General features: G+C 63.4%; 13 protein-coding genes. 5 read left to right on the plus strand and 8 right to left on the minus strand.

The window, feature by feature from the left end; translation table 11 throughout:
- Positions 1–150 precede the first annotated feature (150 nt).
- Together GV818_RS04425 and GV818_RS04430 are read left to right on the plus strand one after the other, a co-directional pair.
- On the plus strand, positions 151–2,226 hold the full coding sequence (locus tag GV818_RS04425) for a putative bifunctional diguanylate cyclase/phosphodiesterase (protein ID WP_161755046.1): 2,076 nt from the start codon (positions 151–153) through the stop codon (positions 2,224–2,226).
- A gap of 137 nt (positions 2,227–2,363) precedes the next feature.
- On the plus strand, positions 2,364–3,110 hold the full coding sequence (locus tag GV818_RS04430; RefSeq protein WP_161775880.1) for an SDR family oxidoreductase: 747 nt from the start codon (positions 2,364–2,366) through the stop codon (positions 3,108–3,110).
- A 92-nt stretch (positions 3,111–3,202) separates the two neighbouring features.
- Here the strand turns inward: GV818_RS04430 and GV818_RS04435 are convergent, their stop codons facing one another.
- The 6 genes from GV818_RS04435 to ccoG all read right to left on the minus strand — a co-directional run bounded on the left by GV818_RS04435 (position 3,203) and on the right by ccoG (position 9,651).
- Positions 3,203–3,757 (minus strand): hypothetical protein, encoded by a 555-nt coding sequence (locus GV818_RS04435; RefSeq protein WP_161755042.1) that lies wholly within the window; start codon positions 3,755–3,757, stop codon positions 3,203–3,205.
- Positions 3,758–3,799: 42 nt separating this feature from the next.
- Positions 3,800–4,591: a PoNe immunity protein domain-containing protein gene (locus GV818_RS04440; RefSeq protein WP_161755040.1), complete on the minus strand. Its 792-nt coding sequence runs from the start codon at positions 4,589–4,591 to the stop codon at positions 3,800–3,802.
- Between the two features lie 14 nt (positions 4,592–4,605).
- A complete protein-coding gene (locus tag GV818_RS04445; protein ID WP_161775881.1) occupies positions 4,606–5,394 on the minus strand; it encodes a PoNe immunity protein domain-containing protein in 789 nt (262 codons plus the stop codon).
- 14 nt (positions 5,395–5,408) lie between these two features.
- Positions 5,409–6,464, minus strand: a complete 1,056-nt coding sequence (locus GV818_RS04450; RefSeq protein WP_161775882.1) for a hypothetical protein — start codon at positions 6,462–6,464, stop codon at positions 5,409–5,411.
- A gap of 197 nt (positions 6,465–6,661) precedes the next feature.
- Entirely contained in the window at positions 6,662–8,071 is a 1,410-nt protein-coding gene (gene mapR, locus GV818_RS04455; RefSeq protein WP_161755034.1) for a GntR family transcriptional regulator MpaR, read from the minus strand.
- A 164-nt stretch (positions 8,072–8,235) separates the two neighbouring features.
- Positions 8,236–9,651 carry a cytochrome c oxidase accessory protein CcoG gene (gene ccoG / locus GV818_RS04460; RefSeq protein ID WP_161775883.1) on the minus strand — a complete coding sequence of 472 codons (1,416 nt, stop codon included), beginning with the start codon at positions 9,649–9,651 and terminating at the stop codon, positions 8,236–8,238.
- A gap of 878 nt (positions 9,652–10,529) precedes the next feature.
- Between ccoG and GV818_RS04465 the strand changes: the two genes are divergently transcribed.
- The 3 genes from GV818_RS04465 (at position 10,530) to glgB (ending at position 18,253) form a co-directional block, all read left to right on the plus strand.
- Positions 10,530–12,524, plus strand: coding sequence for an alpha-1,4-glucan--maltose-1-phosphate maltosyltransferase (locus tag GV818_RS04465; protein ID WP_161775884.1), 1,995 nt, complete (start codon positions 10,530–10,532; stop codon positions 12,522–12,524).
- 153 nt (positions 12,525–12,677) lie between these two features.
- Entirely contained in the window at positions 12,678–16,025 is a 3,348-nt protein-coding gene (gene treS / locus GV818_RS04470) for a maltose alpha-D-glucosyltransferase (protein WP_161775885.1), read from the plus strand.
- The gene (gene glgB, locus GV818_RS04475) at positions 16,022–18,253 is read left to right on the plus strand and encodes a 1,4-alpha-glucan branching protein GlgB (protein WP_161775886.1); all 2,232 of its coding nucleotides are present in this window, start codon (positions 16,022–16,024) and stop codon (positions 18,251–18,253) included. The genes treS and glgB overlap by 4 nt, the downstream gene beginning before the upstream one ends.
- 108 nt (positions 18,254–18,361) lie before the next feature.
- Here glgB and GV818_RS04480 read toward each other — a convergent pair whose 3' ends face one another.
- Positions 18,362–19,051, minus strand: a complete 690-nt coding sequence (locus GV818_RS04480; protein WP_161755025.1) for an alpha/beta hydrolase — start codon at positions 19,049–19,051, stop codon at positions 18,362–18,364.
- Between the two features lie 262 nt (positions 19,052–19,313).
- Complete coding sequence (locus tag GV818_RS04485; RefSeq protein WP_161775887.1) at positions 19,314–20,072, minus strand: PIG-L deacetylase family protein; 759 nt, start codon at positions 20,070–20,072, stop codon at positions 19,314–19,316.
- Positions 20,073–20,326: the final 254 nt, after the last annotated feature.

A 20,326-nucleotide genomic window follows, 5' to 3' on the forward strand; every position in this document is an offset into this window, starting at 1 on the left:
GGCCTGTAAGGGCATGAGCGGCTCGAACCAAACGTTCTGTCTGACTAATGGCTTTTTGCTCACTTTGTAGATGCGTTCTTCCACGCAATCAGTACAATCTGCGCTTTTGCCGCCGAGCAGGACTGTCGGCACAACGACCAAGAGATGCTCATGCTCATCGGAAGTTACTCCCCCGCACTGGTCGTGATCTCCATTTTCGTGGCGATCCTCGCGTCTTATACCGCCCTCGATCTCACTGGACGGATCGCCACCACCAAAGGTCGCGCGGCCTATCTGTGGATGTGCGGCGGAGCCATGGCAATGGGCGTCGGCGTGTGGTCCATGCACTTTATCGGCATGCTCGCTTTCAACCTGCCAATTGACCTGGGCTACGACATCACGCTCACCGCCTTGTCATTGCTGATCTCGATCCTCTCCTGCGGCTTTGCCCTGTGGCTGGTGAGCCAGCCGCGCCTGCCGTTGTCGCAGTTGCTGTTCGGCGCCTTGATCATGGGGGCGGGCATCAGTGGCATGCATTACACCGGCATGGCGGCCATGCGCATGCAGCCGGGCATCGACTACGACCCGCGGTTGTTCAGCGCGTCGCTGTTGATTGCCTTCGGCGCCTCGCTGGCGGCGTTGTGGATCGCCTTCCGCCTGCGCCAGAACACCCCCTATGTGCGCCTGGCCCGCAGTGGCGCGGCGGTGGTCATGGGTTTTGCGATTGTCGGCATGCACTACACCGGCATGGCCGCAGCGCGCTTTGGCGACGGCAGTTTCTGCGGTGCCCTGGGCAATGGCCTGAGCGGCAAGGGCCTGGACAACCTGGTGTTGATCACCACCCTGGCGGTGCTGATCATCGCCTTGCTGACTTCGGTGCTGGATGCGCGCCTGGAGGCCCGGACCGCGGTGCTGGCGCAGTCCTTGACCGAGGCCAACAAGGAACTTACCCAGCTGGCCCTGCATGACACCCTGACCGGCTTGCCCAACCGCATCCTGCTGGCGGACCGGATCGATCAGGCGATGCACCGGGTGACCGCCCATGGCGGCTGTTTTGCGCTGATGTTCATTGACCTGGACGGCTTCAAACCAGTCAACGATGCCTTTGGTCACCACATGGGCGACCAGTTGCTGCGTGAGGTTGCTCAGCGTTTGCGCGAGGATCTGCGCAGCGAAGACACCCTGGCACGGATCGGTGGCGACGAATTTGTCCTGTTGGTGCAACTGGGCGAGCCCGATGATGCTTTGCGCCTGGCCGCCCGCCAGGTGAGCCTGGTGTCGCGTTCGTTCCGGGTGGCCGAGCATGAGCTGCAGATTTCCGCCAGCATTGGTATCGCGGTGTACCCCGGCAATGGCCTGAACGCCCAGGAATTGCTGATGAATGCCGATGCGGCGATGTATCACGCCAAGGGCACCGGCAAGAACGGCTACAGCTTTTTCGACGCCTCGATGAACGGCAACGCCCGGCGCCAGCTGCAACTGCTCCAGGACCTGCGCAATGCCCTGGAGCATCATCAGTTCCGCCTGCATTACCAGCCCAAGTTCGATGCCGCCAACGGCCGGCCGGTAGGTGCCGAGGCGCTGCTGCGCTGGGAGCACCCGCAGCATGGCCTGCTGTTGCCGGACAAGTTCATCGAACTGGCGGAGAAGACCGGGCTGATCATTCCCATCGGTGATTGGGTGTTGAACGAAGCCTGCCGGCAAATGCGCGAGTGGTACGTCCAGGGCTACACCGACTGGCGCATCGCGGTGAACCTCTCGGCCCTGCAGTTCTGTCATGTGGGGCTGGTCAAGAGCGTCACCGGTGCCCTTGAGCGCTATGAACTGCCGGCCAACAACCTGACCCTGGAGATCACCGAGACCACGGCGATGAATGACGCCGATGTCAGCATGGTGGTGTTGCAGCAACTGGCGGACATGGGAGTGGACCTGTCCATCGATGACTTTGGCACGGGCTATTCGAGCCTGATGTACCTCAAGCGCCTGCCAGCCAACGAGCTGAAGATCGACCGTGGGTTTGTCCGCGACCTGGAGCATGACAGCGACGACGCGGCGATCGTCTCGGCGATTGTCGCCCTGGGCCAGGCCCTGGGTTTGCGCATCGTCGCCGAGGGCGTGGAGACTGGCGTGCAGCAGACCTTTCTCACCCAATTGGGCTGCGACTCACTGCAAGGTTACTTCCTTGGCCACCCGTTGCCTCCTGAAGGCTTCATGCAAGGCATCCACCTGGCCGAACACAAGGCCTGAATAGCTGGTCGTCCGCGTGCTGCCCGAGCCTGGGGCGGCGCTTATCGGGCGCGCGTCGTGTATCGATGCGGTTTTCATCGTGGCCTGTGCGGTGTTTAATGGCTGGCGTTGAATTGATCAGTGAGGGAGTCGGCAGCATGGACAAAGTCATCATCATCACCGGTGGCGGACGGGGAATTGGTGCAGCCACGGCGTTGTTGGCTGCGCAGCAGGGTTTCAAGGTGTGCATCAATTATCAGGCCGATGAGCAGTCGGCCCATCAGGTGCTGGAACAGGTGCGCGCCCTGGGCGTCCAGGCCATTGCGGTACGTGCCGATGTCAGCATCGAGGATGAGGTCATCGGCCTGTTTCAGCGGGTCGACAGCGAACTGGGCCGGGTCACCGCCCTGGTCAACAATGCCGGGACCGTGGGGCACAAGTCGCGTCTCGACGAGATGTCCGAATTCCGTATCCAGAAAATCATGAAGACCAATGTCATGGGGCCGATTCTCTGCGCCAAGCACGCAGTGCTGCGCATGTCGCCGCGTCATGGCGGGCAGGGTGGCAGCATCGTCAACGTGTCATCGGTGGCGGCGCGCCTGGGCTCGCCGGGTGAGTACATCGACTACGCCGCCTCCAAGGGGGCCCTGGATACCTTCACCATCGGCCTGTCCAAGGAAGTGGCGGGCGAGGGCATCCGCGTCAACGCCGTGCGTCCGGGTTACATCTACACCGACTTCCATGCCCTGAGTGGCGATGCCGACCGGGTCAGCAAGCTGGAGTCGGCCATTCCCATGGGCCGTGGCGGGCGCCCCGACGAAGTGGCCGAGGCGATTGTCTGGCTGCTGTCGGACAAGGCCTCCTACGCCGCCGGCACCTTCGTCGACCTGGGCGGCGGTCGCTGACACCCTGGTTCATCGCAGGAGCCGGTTTACCGGCGAAGAGGCCGCAGAGTCTTGCACTGGACTTGCGGGCGCCTTCGCTGGCAAGCCAGTTCCTACCTGGCGTGGCGTCGGCCGGGGCCGATCAGCAAGGCCAGCAACAGCCCCAGCACGCTGATGCCAAAGCTCAGCGACAGTAGCAGTACGTACCCCAGGGTTTCCTCCGGGCGGGTGCAGCTGTAGCCAAATCCGTAGCCTTGTTCATCCGCCCAGACACCCGCTACGGCACTCAAGTCCACTGGCGCCGAAGGCGGTGGCTGCTCATTCGAGATACCCAGGTTCGAATGGCTCGCGCTGCGCATCGCCAGTTGTTCGATGGCCTGTAACTGGGCGTCGTTGCAACGGTTCTGCGCCCAGCTGCCGACCACCACCAGGGCGGACAACAGAAGCAGCAGCGGCACCGGGTAATAACGCCGGGTGCGCAGCAGGGGAGCCACCAGCAGCCCGGCAAGGAAACCGGCCAGCAGCAGATTGGCCCAGTACCACCCAGCGCCTTCCCAGCTCGGCTGCACCAGGAGCATCAGCAGCGGGGGCAGTACAAGGCGGGTCAGCAGCAGGCACAAGGCGGCCGCGAGCAGGGTGATCAGCAGGGTCTTGATCCAGGACTTCATGGGCAATGCATAACCTGTGTGGAGGGGAGGTAAAGGGACGTATCAGTCCTGCGCCGCTGGCCGGGGAATCGGCGGCGGGGTGAAGCGCCGGGCGTATTCGAGCATCTCCCGCGGGAACACCATGTGCTTGACTGCGCTGTCGTCCAGGCCGTACAGGTAGGCCACTGCCGCGGCTTCAAAGGCCCAGTAGCCGAAGTAGGACTCACCGTCCAGGTGGGAGTCGTGCCATGGGGCCTGCTCGAATGCCTCGTACCACTGGTTGCAGTAGTCCGCCAGCAGTTCCCGGGGCTCGTCCGGTTGATCGCAGTAGATGGCCCTGATCAGCGGCGTGTAGACAGGGTGGTACCACTCATCAATGTCTGCGCGGCCCGGCAGGCAGGGCTTGAGCAGATCCTCGATCAGGGTGTCCTCGGCGTGGTAGCCGGCGCGGTCCTGCAGCGCCACCATACGGGGCAGCAGGTCGCGGCGTTGCAGCAGGATGCACAGGCTGATGACCTGCACGTATTCCTCGTACTGGTAGAGGTAGTCCTCGATGTTCAGTGGTGCGATATCCGGTATTTCATTGCAGAGGGCCAGTGTGCGCTGGTGCTCCTCGTAGCTGCCGATCAGTGCGTCCAGCTCATCGGCCAACTCCTGCATGTCCTTGCCGCCGGTGTAGCCCAGGATCAGGTGGTCCAGACGCGCTTGCTTGACCTCCCAGGCCTTGAGCGAAGCTTCCTGTCCGGGGAAATCCTCTTCCAGGGAGTGAGTCTGCCAATGGGCTTCGGCCCCCGCCAGGAACTCGAGGAGGATGAGGTACTGCTTGTGGTCGAGAAACACTTGCCTGCGTTGCATGTCAGTACCCGGCCTCAGTGGAGGGGAATCGGCGGCGGGGTGAAGCGCCGGGCGTATTCGAGCATCTCCCGCGGGAACACCATGTGTTTGACCGCGCTGTCGTCCAGGCCGTAGAGGTAGGCCACCGCCGCGGCTTCAAAGGCCCAGTAGCCGACGTAGTAACCGCCCTCGTCCATGTCCAGGTGGCTGTCGTACCACGAGGCGTGCTCGAAGGCCTGGTACCACTGGTTGCAGTACTCCACCAGCAGTTCCCGGGGCTCGTCCGGGTCTTCGCTGTAGATGGCCCAGATCAGGGGCGAGTACATGGGGTGGTACCACTCATCGAGGTCTGTGCGGTCCGCCAGGTAGGGCTTGAGCAGGTCCTCGATCAGGGTGTCCTCGGCACGATAGCCGGCACGGTCCTGCAACAGCGCCACCCGGGGCAGCAGGTCGCTGCGTTGCAGCAGGATGCACAGGCTGATGACCTGCACGTATTCCTCGTACTGGTCGAGGTAGTCGTCGATGTTCAGCGGCGCGATGTCCGGCAGCTCTTCGCAGAGCCCCAGCTTGCGCTGGTAGTCCTCGTAGCCTTCGATCACCCCGTCCAGCTCCTGGGCCAACGCCGCCATGGGCGCACCGCCGGTGTAGTTCAGGACCAGGTGGTCCAGGCGCGCGTCCTTGACTTCTGCGGCCTTGAGGGCGGCTTCCTGCTCGGGGCTGTCGGCCGTCATCGAGTGCATCTGCCAGCGGGCTTCGGTGCCCGCCAGGCTTTCCAGGTAACGGTGGTAATGCGCGTGGCTGAGAAACACTTGTCTGCGGTTCATCTGGGTGCCTGGCCTCAGTAGACGGGAATCAGGGTGAAGGGCGCCTTGCGCTGCGAGGTTTCCAGCAGCAGGGTCGCCAGGTCCACTTCGGCCGGCTCCAGGTCAAGCTGCTCCAGCTCTTCCTCCAGCTGCTGCGCATCGGCGGGCAGGGCCGAGATCGGCAGGCGCAGGTAGGGGCGGGGGTCTTCGCCGTAATACACCTTGGCCGGACCGGGAGGAATGCCCTCCAGGCGGGCGAAGCCTTGTTCGTCTAGGTTGCCTTCGGCTTGCGAACCGTCGCTGAAGATCACTCGGTAGGCGGCGCCGGATACCGGCTCCAGGTTGGGGTGATGCAGGTTCAGCTCCAGCCAGTGGTCTTCACCGGTGAGGTGTTCCATGCCCTGGTTGATGTCCCGGGTGAGGCTTGCGGCATCGCGGCTTTCAGGCGGCGCTGCGCGGTTGATGGTGGACGTGCCGGCTTCCAGTGAGGATTGCGGCTTGGGCTGTAGGGCCGGGCCACGGCTGTGGGCGGCGGCCGAGCTGTTGCGCTGTTCGGCGACCCAGGGGGCGATGCGTTCTTGCACCGAGGCCATGAGGAACTCAGTGTGTTCCTGGGCTTCGTTGAGGTTGTGGATCACCAGGCGTTGCTGCTGGGGCGTGAGGTTGTTGAAGGTCGAGGAGGCGCGCACGCCGCTGATGATCTCGGGCAGTTCCTCGGCCAGGCGCTGTGGCTCCAGGCACTTCTCCAGCAACTGTTCGGGGCTGGTCTTCAGGCGGCAGGCCAGCAGGGTGTGGCGGATCAGGTCGAAGAGCTTTTCGGCGTGGCGCTGGGGCGCGCGGTTGATCAGGCGCAGCAGGATCTTCAGGCCTTGGCCGGGGCCGGGGATCCAGCCGATCAGGGCCAGGGCCAGGTCAAAGAAGGCGTCCTCTTCGTCCTTGGGGTTGTTGATCGCATCCAGTTCGAAGATCGCCTGGATGCAGTCGTAGGCGTTGAGCTCCTGGGTCAGCAGCGGCAGGCGGCCGCGTTCAATGGCCTTGAGCAGTTCGGCCTTGGCCTCTGGGTAGTCGTCGTAATACAGGTCTTCGACCATGACGTGTTCCGGTCCCTGGAAAAATGGAGCGCGGATGCTGAAGGAATTGAGGGGCGGGGGCAAGGGGATTGTTCGGCGGCCCGCGTATCGAGCACCTCTGCGTAGGAGCCGGCTTGCCGGCGAAAGGGGCCTTGGATTGTGCCACGATCCTGAAGACGCTTTCGCTGGCAAGCCAGCTCCTGCAGACGGGCTGGTGGTCAGAAAGAACGGATGATCCGCCCCAGGGTTTCCATGGCTTGTTCCATGGCTTCATTCCACGGACTGCCGTAGTTCAGGCGAATGCAGTTGCGAAAGCGCTGGGTCGGGGAAAAGATCGGCCCGGGGGCGATGCTGATGCCTTGGGCCAGGGCCATCTGGAACAGTTTCAGCGAATCCATCTGCGGCGGCAGTTCCAGCCACAGGAAGTAGCCGCCCGCCGGCTGGCTGACTCGGGTCTGGGCCGGGAAGTAACGGCCAATCGCCGCCAGCATCGCGCTCTGCTGTTCTTCCAGGGCATAGCGCAACTTGCGCAGGTGGCGGTCGTAGCCACCGTGCTGCAGGTAGTCGGCAATCGCCGCCTGGGCCGGCATCGAGGCGCACAGCGAGGTCATCAGTTTCAGCCGTTCGATTTTCTGCGCATAGCGCCCTGCAGCCACCCAGCCGACGCGGTAACCCGGGGCCAGGCTCTTGGCGAAGGAGCCGCAGTGCATCACCAGGCCCTCGGTGTCGAAGGCCTTGGCCGGCTTCGGCGCTTGTTGGCCGTAGTACAACTCGGCGTAAACGTCGTCCTCGATCAGCGGCACCTGGTGCTGGCGCAACAGCTCCACCAACTCCTGTTTCTTCGCCTCGGGCATGCTCGCGCCCATCGGGTTCTGGAAGCTGGTCATGCACCAGCAGGCCTTGATTGGGTGGCGCTCAAGGGTCTGGGCCAGCACCCCGAGGTCGATGCCGTCGCGCGGGTGCACGGGGATTTCCACCGCCTTGAGCTTGAGCCGCTCCAGTACTTGCAGGCTGGCGTAGAAGGCCGGGGCCTCGATGGCTACCAGGTCGCCGGGTTCGGTCACGGCCTGCAGGCACAGGTTCAGCGCTTCCAGGGCGCCGTTGGTGATCAGCAGCTCCTCCATGGGCAGCATCAGGCCGGCGACCATGTAGCGCAGGGCGATCTGCCGGCGCAGTTGCGGGTTGCCCGGGGACATGTCGGTGACCACCACCCGCGGGTCCATTTCGCGGCTGGCACTGGCCAGGGAGCGGGACAGGCGCTGCAGGGGGAACAGGGTCGGGCTGGGGAACGCCGAGCCGAAGGGCACGGTGCTCGGGTCCTTGATCGAGTCGAGCACCGAGAACACCAGCTCGCTGACATCGACTTCGGTGGATTCATTGACTTCGCTGCTGATCACCGGCTCGGAAAACGGGCTCGGCGCATGGGCATTGACGAAGTAGCCGGAGCGCGGGCGGGCGCGGATCAGGCCGCGGCGCTCCAGCAGGTAATAGGCCTGGAACACCGTCGACGGGCTGACCCCGTAGGTCTGGCTGGCGTAGCGCACCGAAGGCACACGCTGGCCAGGGCCAAGGACCCCGGAGCGAATCAGTTCGGCGATGTCCTCGGCGAATTTTTCGTAGCGTTTCATCTGCGGTTGAAGATCCAGTCTGGTCATTGAGTCAACGTGTGTGCGGTGGCGAGGGAGTGGGGAGGTACTTGACCGCCATGGCGGTCGTGAACGCTCATTGCCGGTGGCTCCGCAGGGGCGGCCTCAATCGAGGCACGCCCCTCTCGCCACGGCATTCTAGAGGTTCAGCGGTTCATCGGGGCGACAAAACGACTCTTGGCCACGGCGTAGACCCCGGGTTTGTCGCTGTCGGTGACTTTGAAGGTGATGGCCTGGGAGCTGCTTTGCGGGCGGTCCTGGATCATCGCCACGGAAACCGGCAGGTCGGTGATTTCTCCCGGGGCCAGGCCCAGCTCGGTCTTGCCCTGCAGTTCGAAGCCATCGCCATCTACCAGGGCTACGCGGTACTGCTGGTATTCCTGGGTCTTGTTGATGATCTTCAGGCTGTAGATGTTCTCGATCTGCCCCTGGGCGTTCTCGCGGAACAGACCACGGTCCTTGCTCACGTCCAGCGACACCATCGGCCGCTGCACCAGGGCCATGGCCAGGGCGCCAATCATCACCAGCAGCACCAGGCTGTAGCCCACCAGGCGCGGCCGCAGCAGATGGGTCTTGCCCCCTTGCAGTTCATGCTCCGAGGTATAGGCGATCAGGCCGCGGGCATAGCCCATCTTGTCCATGATCGAATCACAGGCATCGATGCAGGCGGCACAGCCGATGCATTCCATCTGCAGGCCGTCGCGGATGTCGATGCCGGTAGGGCAGACCTGGACACACACCTGGCAGTCGATGCAATCACCCAGGCCGACATCGGCAGGTTTCACATCGCGCTTGCGCGGGCCACGGCTTTCACCACGGACCGGGTTGTAGGAGATGGTCAGGGTGTCCTTGTCGAACATCACGCTCTGGAAGCGCGCATAAGGGCACATGTGCATGCACACCGCTTCACGCAGCCAGCCGGCATTGATGTAGGTGGCGGCGGCGAAGAACAGCACCCAGAACAGGCTCAGGCCACCGATCTGCAGGGTCAGCAGTTCCTGGGCCAGGGGGCGGATCGGGGTGAAGTAGCCAACGAAGGTCAGGCCGGTAAGCAGGCTGATGGCCAGCCACAGCGTGTGTTTCATCGCGCGTCGAGCCAGCTTGTTCAGGCCCCAGGGCGCGGCTTGCAGCTTGATCCGCTGGTTGCGTTCGCCTTCGGTGACCTTCTCGCACCACATGAACAGCCAGGTCCAGGAACTTTGCGGGCAGGTGTAGCCGCACCACACGCGGCCGGCGAACACCGTGATGGCGAACAGGCCGAAGGCGCAGATGATCAGCAGGGCCGAAAGGAGGATGAAGTCCTGGGGCCAGAAGGTTGCGCCAAAGATGTGGAACTTGCTTTCGGCCAGGTCCCAGAGCACCGCTTGGCGGCCACCCCAGTTCAACCAGACAGTGCCGAAGAACATCAGGAACAGGAACCCGGCGCCGGTCATGCGCAGGGTACGGAACAAACCAGTGAAACTACGGGTGAAGACTTGCTTGTCGGTGGTCTTCGACTTCATCTGTTTAGGGTGTGAAGGTTCGAAGGTTTCTACTAATCGGACGGGGATTCTTTCGCTCATGGTCGTTCGCTCATCAGCCTCCATCAGGCACGGCAACTATGACCATGGATCTGTTTGCATAACAGGCTCAGGTATTTTATAAAAAACCGGATCAGATGGATATTTGCGCGCCCCTGCGACAACTTGCTGCACCCCCTCAAGTGCCTTTGGGGATGGCCGCAGCGGCCTCTGGCACAGGCCTTGGCAAGGAACCCTGATCCAGATCAGCCAAATGACCGAATCACCGTAGATGGCCTTTATATGGCACCGCCCGCCGATTGCGCCTGCTACGGTCAAAGCGCCGCCTTCTGCTTCGGTGATGCAGATCCGCTCCCGCATTGGCGCCCCCGCCAAGTGACTTGGTGATGCGGCCGGCGGCATTGTCGGGCAGGCGCACCTGGAGCGTCTGTGCGTTGAAATAACCGGCGTGGTGGACCGATCGGCGGCCAGGCGTTTCATCCACTTGCGGCGCATTTGCTGTAGGTGCCGGCTCCTGCGAGATAGGGCGCGGGACTGTCTATGCTTGAGGGCTGGAATGGGTCACCACCGGGGGTGGGGCATTGGTCGGATCGACTTTGCGCGGTGGGGGCTGCCCGGCGGTTGTCGCTCGGCGACTGGCTCAGGTTCGCTAGGGGGCAGGGTCGGTTGATCGATGTTCGGATCGGCAGTCGCTGCCGGGATCGGGATATTCATCGCTATGGCCTCCTTTGTGCTTGCAGATGGACCGGCGCCCTCGGTGGATCGTGGAGGGCGCGGATTTGATTCCTCCTGTATTCAACAATCCATTGCGATGAACTTTCGCCGCTGTCGATGGTTCGGAACCTAAGTGCATTGATTCACCGAGGCGCCGCCAGCCTCGCAACCAGAGCGTCGAAGACGTGTGAAAGGGGTGATGCTCGATGACTACCGAAAAACCGACTGAACAGCAGTACCAGGCGCACCTGCCCTTGTCCCAGGCTTTGTTGCTGCCGCGCATTGCCATCGAAAACACCCGCCCGGTGCTCGATGGCGGGCAATTCGCGGTCAAGGCGGTGGTCGGCCAGCAGGTCGAAGTAGGGTGCAAGGTGTTCGCCGACGGCCACGACAAGCTGGCGGTGCGGGTGCGCTGGCGTGACGAACAGCAGGACATCTGGGACAGCCAGGCCCTGGAGGACCAGGGCAACGATGGTTGGCTGGGGCGCTTCCCGGTGCCGTCCGTGGGGCGCTACCGATTCTGTATCGAAGCCTGGATCGATCAGTTCGCCAGCTTCTGCTACGAGCTGGAAAAGAAACACCAGGCCGGGGTGCCGGTGAGCCTGGAGCTGCTGGAGGGCCGCAGCCAGGTGCAACTGGCCGCCGAGCGCAGCGAAGGGCCGTTGCGCGAGCAACTGCTGGCACTGCAACAGCAGCTTGGCGGATTGCTGGAGACCGAGCAGGTGGCGCTGTTCCTCAATCAACACAGTGCCCGATTGATGGCCGAGGCCGATCACCGGCCCTACCTCAGCCTGAGCCCCGAATACCCGGTGGATGTGGAGCGTGAACGGGCGCAATTTGCCAGCTGGTACGAGCTGTTTCCCCGCTCGATCAGCGACGATCCAGCCCGCCACGGCACCTTCAATGACGTTCATTCGCGGCTGTCGATGATCCACGACATGGGGTTCGACGTGCTGTATTTTCCGCCGATCCATCCCATTGGCCGCAGCCACCGCAAGGGTCGCAACAACTCGCTCAGCGCCGGCCCGGATGATCCGGGCAGCCCTTACGCGATTGGCAGCGAGGAGGGCGGCCACGAGGCCATTCACCCGCAACTGGGCAGTCGCGAGGATTTCCGTCGACTGCTCGCTGCCGCCGCCGACCATGGCCTGGAGATCGCCCTGGATTTCGCCATCCAGTGTTCCCAGGATCACCCCTGGCTCAAGCAGCACCCGGGCTGGTTCAACTGGCGTCCGGACGGCAGCATCAAATATGCCGAGAACCCGCCGAAGAAGTACCAGGACATCGTCAATGTCGACTTCTACGCCGCCGATGCCATACCCAGCCTGTGGCTGGAGTTGCGGGACATCGTCATGGGCTGGGTCGAGGAGGGGGTCAAGACCTTTCGCGTCGACAACCCCCACACCAAACCGCTGCCATTCTGGCAATGGCTGATCGGCGACGTGCGCAGCCAGCACCCGGAGGTGATCTTCCTGGCTGAAGCCTTCACTACCCCGGCGATGATGGCGCGCCTGGGCAAGGTCGGTTACTCCCAGAGCTACACCTACTTCACCTGGCGCAACAGCAAGAGCGAATTGTCGACCTATCTCAGCGAGCTCAACCAGTCGCCGTGGCGCGAGTGCTTCCGGCCGAACTTCTTCGTCAATACCCCGGACATCAACCCAGGCTTCCTGCATGAGTCGGGGCGTCCCGGGTTTCTCATCCGCACGGTGCTGGCCACCATGGGCTCGGGGTTGTGGGGCATGTATTCGGGGTTCGAACTGTGCGAATCGGCGCCGGTGCCAGGCAAGGAAGAGTACTTGGATTCGGAGAAGTACCAGATCCGCCCCCGGGACTTCACGGCGCCGGGCAACATCATTGCCGAGATCGCCCAACTCAATCGCATCCGCCGGCAAAACCCGGCATTGCACAGCCACCTGGGGCTGAAGCTGTACAACGCCTGGAACGACCAGATCCTGTATTTCGGCAAGCGCAGTGCCGATGGCGGCAACTTCGTACTGGTGGCGGTCTGCCTCGACCCGTTCAACCCCCAGGAAGCGCATTTCGAGTTGCCCCTGTGGGAGCTGGGCCTGCCCGACGATGCGGCGATCCAGGGCGAAGACTTGATGAACGGCCACCGCTGGACCTGGTACGGCAAGAGCCAATTCATGCGCCTCGAGCCGGCGCAACCCTTCGGTATCTGGCGTATCAGCTTGCCTTGAGCGCGGCGAGAACTGCTGCGTAGCCGCTGCCAACGGCTTTGAACGAAGGCAACGCTCGCGGCGACCTCACTGCTGCGTAAAGGCCCTGAGGTTTTTTCTGTCGCCGAGGCAGCCGTCCGACAGGCGCATTCACCTCATTTCCAGGAGTTGAACATGGCGAAGACCCCCCGCCCAGCAACCTTTATCAATGACCCGCTCTGGTACAAGGACGCGGTGATCTATCAGGTGCACGTGAAGTCCTATTACGATTCCAACAACGACGGGATCGGTGATTTCCCCGGGCTGATCGCCAAGCTCGACTACATCAAGGACCTGGGGGTCAACACCCTGTGGCTGTTGCCGTTCTACCCTTCGCCACGGCGCGACGATGGCTACGACATCGCCGAATACCGTGGGGTCAGCCCGGACTACGGCACCCTGGCCGATGCCCGGCGTTTCATTGCCGAGGCGCATAAACGTGGCTTGCGGGTAATCACCGAGCTGGTGATCAACCACACATCCGACCAGCACCCCTGGTTCCAGCGGGCACGCAAGGCCAAGCCCGGCTCGGCGGCGCGCAACTTCTACGTGTGGTCCGATGACGAGCACAAGTACGCCGGCACGCGGATTATCTTTCTCGACACCGAGAAGTCCAACTGGACCTGGGACCCGGTGGCCGGCCAGTATTTCTGGCACCGCTTCTATTCCCACCAGCCGGATCTCAATTTCGACAACCCGCAGGTGCTGAAGGCGGTGCTCTCGGTGATGCGCTACTGGCTGGACATGGGCATCGACGGTCTGCGCCTGGACGCCATTCCCTACTTGATCGAGCGTGACGGCAGCAACAACGAGAACCTGCCCGAAACCCACGAGGTGCTCAAGCAGATCCGTGCCGAGATCGATGCCCATTACCCGGATCGCATGCTCCTGGCCGAGGCCAACCAATGGCCGGAGGACACCCAGCTGTATTTTGGGGATGCCAAGGGCGACGACGGCGATGAGTGCCACATGGCTTTCCATTTCCCGCTGATGCCACGCATGTACATGGCCCTGGCCCAGGAAGACCGTTTTCCGATCACCGACATCCTGCGTCAGACACCGGAGATTCCGGCCAACTGCCAGTGGGCGATCTTTTTGCGCAACCACGATGAGCTGACCCTGGAAATGGTCACCGACAAGGAGCGCGACTACCTGTGGAATTACTACGCCGCCGACCGCCGGGCACGGATCAATTTGGGGATCCGCCGGCGCCTGGCGCCACTGATGGAGCGGGACCGTCGGCGTATCGAGTTGCTCAATAGCCTGCTGTTGTCGATGCCCGGTACGCCGACTCTGTATTACGGCGATGAAATCGGCATGGGCGACAACATTTACCTGGGCGACCGCGACGGAGTGCGCACACCCATGCAGTGGTCCATCGACCGCAACGGCGGTTTTTCCCGGGCCGACCCGGCGAGCCTGGTGCTGCCACCGATCATGGACCCGCTCTACGGTTACCCGTCGGTCAACGTCGAGACTCAGTCCGGCGACCCGCACTCATTGCTCAACTGGACCCGGCGCATGCTGGCGGTGCGCAAGCAGTCCAAGGCCTTTGGCCGGGGCAGCCTGAAAATGCTCTCGCCGAGCAACCGGCGGATCCTCGCCTACACCCGGGAATACACCGCCGCCGATGGCCAGCATGAAATCATCCTCTGTGTGGCCAACGTATCGCGCAGTGCCCAGGCGGTGGAGCTGGAGCTGTCGGCGTTCGCCGGCATGGTGCCGGTGGAGATGCTTGGCGGGAATGCCTTCCCGCCGATTGGCCAGTTGAGTTTCCTCCTGACCCTGGCGCCCTACGGTTTCTACTGGTTCGTCCTGGCGGCGCAGAGCCAGATGCCCAGCTGGCACGTGGAACCGGCGCAGAGCTTGCCGGACTTCACCACCCTAGTGCTGAAGAAACGCCTCGAAGAATTGCTCGAAGTGCCGTCGCGCACCACCCTGGAGCACAACGTGCTGCCCCAGTGGCTGCCCAAGCGTCGCTGGTTCGCTGGCAAGGACATGGCCATCGAGCAGGTGCGGATCGTCTATGGCGTGCGCTTTGGCGAGCCCCAGCACCCGGTATTGCTCAGCGAGATCGAGGTCGGCAGCCAGGGCCACCGCCACCTTTATCAATTGCCGTTCGGCCTGCTGGCGGAAGACCAGATCAGCAGCGCCTTGCCCCAGCAACTGGCCATGGCCCGGGTGCGCCGCGGACGCCAGGTGGGGTTGATCACCGATGCTTTCGCCCTCGACAGTTTCGTGCGCAGCGTGCTGCTGGCGCTGCAGGCGGGCACCGCACTGGACAGTCAGGCCGGGCGGATTCGCTTCGAGGGCACCGGGCAGTTGGCCGAACTGGGTCTTACCGCCGAGTCCGAGGTGCGCTACCTGTCGGCGGAACAGTCCAACTCTTCAGTGGTGGTGGGGGGCAGCCTGGTGCTCAAGCTGATTCGCAAAGTGGCGCCAGGTGTCCACCCGGAACTGGAAATGGGTGCCTTCCTGACGGCTGCCGGCTTCGCGCATATCTCGCCGCTGCTGGGCTCGGTAGTGCGCCGCAATGATCAAGGCGAGGAGCATTTGCTGATGATTGCCCAGGGCTACCTGAGCAATCAGGGGGATGCCTGGGAGTGGACTCGGAACAACCTGGAGCGGGCGATCCGAGATGAACTGGCAGACGCCATGTCTGAGCAGGAGCAGCATTACAACGCCCTGGGAGAGCTTGAGGATTTCGCTGGCCTGCTGGGGCGGCGCCTGGGCGAGATGCATGTGCTGCTGGCGGATGCCAACGGCAACCCGGATTTCGCTCCAGAGGTCAGCAATGATCAGGATGTCGAGGCCTGGAATCGCCAGGTCGGCGGGCAGTTGGAACGCGGGTTGCAGTTGCTCAAGCAGCACCAGGGCCAACTGAGCGTCGCCGATCAACAACAGGTGAGTCGATTGTTGCAGCATAAAGCGCAGATTCTCGATCACCTCCAGCAGTTGGCCAGACAGTTGGTGGGAGGCTTGCGCATTCGCGTTCACGGCGACTTGCACCTGGGGCAGGTGCTGGTGGTCAAGGGGGATGCCTATCTGATCGATTTCGAGGGCGAGCCGGCGCGGCCCCTGGTGGAACGCCGGGCCAAGCACAGCCCCTACAAGGATGTCAGCGGGGTGTTGCGTTCCTTCGACTACGCGGCGGCGTTGGCCCTTGAGGCCCTTGCGGTGCAGGGTTCGCAAACCGCCGGGGTGGCCCAGCAGCGAGTGGTCCGGCGTTACCTCGAAGCGTCGCGACGTACCTTTGTCGAGGCGTATCGGCTGGCGACGGCTAATCTTGCCCATGGCTGGCAGGAACCGACGGCAGCGGATGCCGCTTTGGCGCTGTTTAGCCTGGAGAAGGCCGCCTATGAACTGGCCTATGAAGCGGAAAACCGGCCCGCCTGGCTGCACGTGCCATTGCATGGTTTGGTCGGGCTGTTGCGTGAACTGAAACCCTTTTCCGATATTGAGAGTGGTGGAGAGCAGTCATGAGTTTCTCGAACAAGGAACAGGGAAAGAACCAAACGGCATTGCTTCCTTCGGCCAAGGCCATCGATGCCCTGGTACGGGCTGAACATCGTGATCCATTTGCCATCCTCGGTCCCCACGAGGATGGCGCTGGTGGGCAATTCATCCGTGCCTTCCTGCCCGGCGCGCTGAGCGTGCAGGTGCTGGAACGCCAGCAGCAACAGGTGCTCGGCAGCCTTCAGGCCGCCACGGTGCCGGGTTTGTTTGTCGGACATTTTCCCCAGGCCCAGGCGTACCTGTTGCGCATTCAGTGGGCCACGGGCGAGCAGGTCAGCGAAGACCCCTACAGCTTTGGCCCCTTGCTAGGAGATATGGACCTGTATCTGTTCGCCGAAGGCAATCATCGCGACCTCAGCTCTTGCCTTGGGGCGCAGCTGACTCGCGTGGACGGGGTCCAGGGCGTACGCTTTGCGGTCTGGGCGCCGAACGCCCGCCGGGTCTCGGTGGTGGGGGACTTCAACGTCTGGGATGGGCGCCGGCACCCGATGCGCCTGCGGCACCCGTCGGGGGTCTGGGAGTTGTTCATTCCACGGCTGCAGTCCGGTGAAGCCTACAAGTACGAGATTCTCGGGGCCGAGGGTATTCTGCCGCTCAAGGCCGACCCGATGGCCCTGGCCACCCACTTGCCGCCGGACACGGCGTCCAGGGTCGCCGAGCCGTTGCAGGTTGACTGGCAGGACCAGCAATGGATGCAGGCCCGGGGTGAGCGCCAACGGGCCGATGCGCCATTGTCGATCTACGAATTGCACGCGGGATCCTGGCAGTGCGAAGTCGATGACCTGGGAGAGGTAGCCCGCCAGTACAGCTGGACCGAGTTGGCCGAGCGGCTGATTCCCTACGTCAAGGACCTGGGGTTCACCCACATCGAACTGATGCCGATCATGGAGCATCCCTTTGGTGGTTCCTGGGGCTACCAGCCGCTGTCGCAGTTCGCCCCCAGTGCCCGCTACGGCACGCCGCACGACTTCGCCGCTTTCGTCAACGCCTGCCATCAGGCGGACATCGGCGTGATCCTCGACTGGGTACCCGCGCATTTCCCCACCGATACTCATGGCCTGGCGCAATTCGACGGCACCGCGCTGTATGAATACGGCAATCCCCTGGAAGGCTTTCACCAGGACTGGGACACCCTGATCTATAACCTCGGACGCACCGAGGTGCACGGTTTCATGCTGGCGTCGGCGCTGCACTGGCTCAAGCACTTCCATGTCGATGGCCTGCGGGTGGATGCCGTGGCCTCGATGCTCTATCGCGATTACTCACGCAAGGCCGGGGAGTGGGTGCCCAACCGTCACGGCGGCCGCGAGAACCTCGAGGCCATCGACTTCCTGCGTCACCTCAACGACGTGGTGGCCCTGGAAGCTCCCGGCGCGCTGGTGATTGCCGAGGAGTCCACCGCCTGGCCGGGGGTCAGCCAGAGCACCGCCCAGGGCGGGCTTGGCTTTGCCTATAAATGGAACATGGGCTGGATGCATGACTCCCTGCACTACATCCAGCAGGACCCGGTGTACCGTGCCCATCACCACAACGAGCTGAGCTTTGGCCTGGTCTACGCCTGGTCCGAGCGCTTCATCCTGCCGATCTCCCACGACGAAGTGGTGCACGGCAAGCATTCGCTGATCGACAAGATGCCCGGGGACCGCTGGCAGAAATTTGCCAACCTGCGGGCCTATCTCAGCTTCATGTGGGCTCATCCGGGCAAGAAGCTGCTGTTCATGGGCTGCGAGTTCGGTCAATGGCGCGAGTGGAACCACGACCAGCAATTGGACTGGTACCTGCTGCAGTACCCCGAACACCGCGGGGTGCAGCAATTGGTCGGGGATCTCAATCGCCTGTACCGCCAGTATCCGGCGCTGCATGACCAGGATGATGCCCCCCAGGGTTTCCAGTGGCTGATCGGCGATGACGCGATCAACAGCGTGTATGCCTGGCTGCGCTGGAGCAAGGCGGGCGAACCGTTGCTGGTGGTGGCCAACTTCACCCCAGTGCCGCGTCAGGCCTACCGGGTCGGCGTACCGGTGGCGGGGCGCTGGGGCGAACTGCTCAACAGTGATTCGCAGCTGTATGCCGGCTCCAACTATGGCAATGGCGGCGAAGCGTTCAGTGAAGAGCAGGGCAGTCATGGCCAGGCGCTGTCTCTGGTGCTCAACCTGCCGCCGCTGGCGGTGTTGATCCTGCGCCCCGACAGCTGACCCCAAGGACCGCTGCCGCAGGCTTGAAGGGCCGGGGTGGCGGTGCTCAGGCAGGGTCAGCCGATTGGTAGCCAAGCCCCAGGCTCAGGGCTATGGCGCCTGGGCCGCTTACAGGGATTCAGCGGCTTCGATGATCAGCGCCGCCACGGCAGCCGGCTGGGACGCCAGGGACGCATGGCTGGCGTCCAGATGGATCACTTTGCGCGCGTTCAGGCGCGCGGCCATGCGTTCCTGGTTCTGCGGGGCGATCATCCGGTCGGCAGTGGACACTTGGTACCACGAGGGTTTGTCGCGCCATGCCGGGGCGCCCAGGGTGTCGCCGAAAGTACTGGCCAAGGGCGCTTTCTGGGTCAGGCCCATGACCAGGCCCTCTTGCGGGCTCAGGTCCTGGCAGAAACTCTGCTGGAAGCGCTCCGGCCGTACCCACAGGTAACCGTCGCTGTCTGGCTCCAGGTTGGCTGCCGCTTCAGGTAGATGTTCCTGGGTCAGGCCGCCGGGGCTTTCACCCTGGTCGGGGGCGAAGGCGGCGATGTACACCAGGCCGGCGACGTTGGCCGCATGCCCGGCCTGTGTGATCACCGCGCCGCCATAGGAGTGCCCGACCAATAGCACCGGCCCCGACTGCTGGGCCACCAGCTTGCGGGTGCGCTCGACGTCTTCGGCCAGGGAGGTCAGGGGCAGTTCCACCGCGCGGATTTTCTCGTAGCCGTGGTTCAGCAGTTCGACTATGACCCGGTTCCAGTGGGCTGCGCCGCCCCAGAACCCGTGGACCAGGACGATCGTGGGTTTATCGCTCATCAATTGACTCCTTCTGCTTGGACCAGGCCAGCCCCGGGACGGATGCTCTGGGGTCCAGGTCCGGAAAAAAGCATGGACGACTATTGTGGCGGCGGCGTGATTTATTCGGTGAATCGGATGTGCGGCCCCTGCTGGCCATTGCACTGCCACGCTCAGCAACCAGCGGTCGCCGAGGTGGATCGCTGCCCTGAGCCAGTGACGGTGACGGATGGGGCTGCTGAGCGTGAGGTGCACGTGCCGCTTATCTGGCCCTTCAGGCCCGTTACATGAGGATGATCTCGTAGGGCATGCGCAAGCGCTCCAGCAGCACGGGCGACAGCGACGGCTGCAGGCCGATCTCCGGCTCGGCTTGCAGTTGGCTGGCGTAGGCGTGGACGGCATGGCGCTTGCGCGCCACGGTCCAGGTGTCCAGGCGCAGCTTGCGGGCCCGCGCCCAAGGAATCTGGTGTTCCTCGCGGGCAGACCAGTGCCAGGCCCAGAGCGGAATTTCATGAAAGCGCGCGCCCACCCGCGCCGCGGCCTTGGCCGTCGCCCGGCCTACCGCCTCGTGGTCGAGATTGCCGTCGGCGCGCCAGGTGCTGAACACCACGTCGCTGGCCCGCAAGTAGCGGCTGATGAACGGCACCAACTGTTGCTCGCCCTGGGCCAGGGCGCTGTCGGCAAAACCACCGCGAATCCACTTCAGGCTGTGCAGGGGCAGCCCCAGGCGGCGCAGGGCCTCGGCACTTTCCTGGGGGCGAAAGACACTCAGGCGCCGTTTGGGCCACAACTCCGAGCCTGGATGGCTGGCGCTGCCGTCACTGATGGAAATCAGTTGCAAAGGGTAGCCATGGTGCGCGAGCACCTGCAGCAGGCCGCCGCTGGCGACTACTTCGTCACCAGGGTGCGGGGCGACGATCACCGCCCGGGAGCCGGCCGGGACCAGGTTGGAGAGGTTGATGGCCGGGAGGTCGGCCAGGCTGCTGGCAGTGTTCCAGATCTGACTGGGCCAACTGTTATCGAGTGCGGGTATGGCTTTCATGACGGGTCACATCCCTGTGGCGGCCGCACGCTAAGGCGCTGAACGAAGGTTCAAACGCGGCCTTGGGTTTGCACATACGCTGATTCCATGGCGGTTGCCTCAGCGTGAAGTACCGGTGTTCCATACCTTTGGAACGCCGTGATGGTGCGCAATCATACCCAGCCCGAGCCCCTCTACACAGGGGGCAGGCCAACTTATCGATTGCGATTCGGTACATAGGGTAGACGCATTTTTCTCCGGGGCAGGCCCTTTCG

The organism is Pseudomonas sp. Fl4BN1 (assembly GCF_009908285.1).
In the GTDB taxonomy this organism is placed as follows: domain Bacteria; phylum Pseudomonadota; class Gammaproteobacteria; order Pseudomonadales; family Pseudomonadaceae; genus Aquipseudomonas.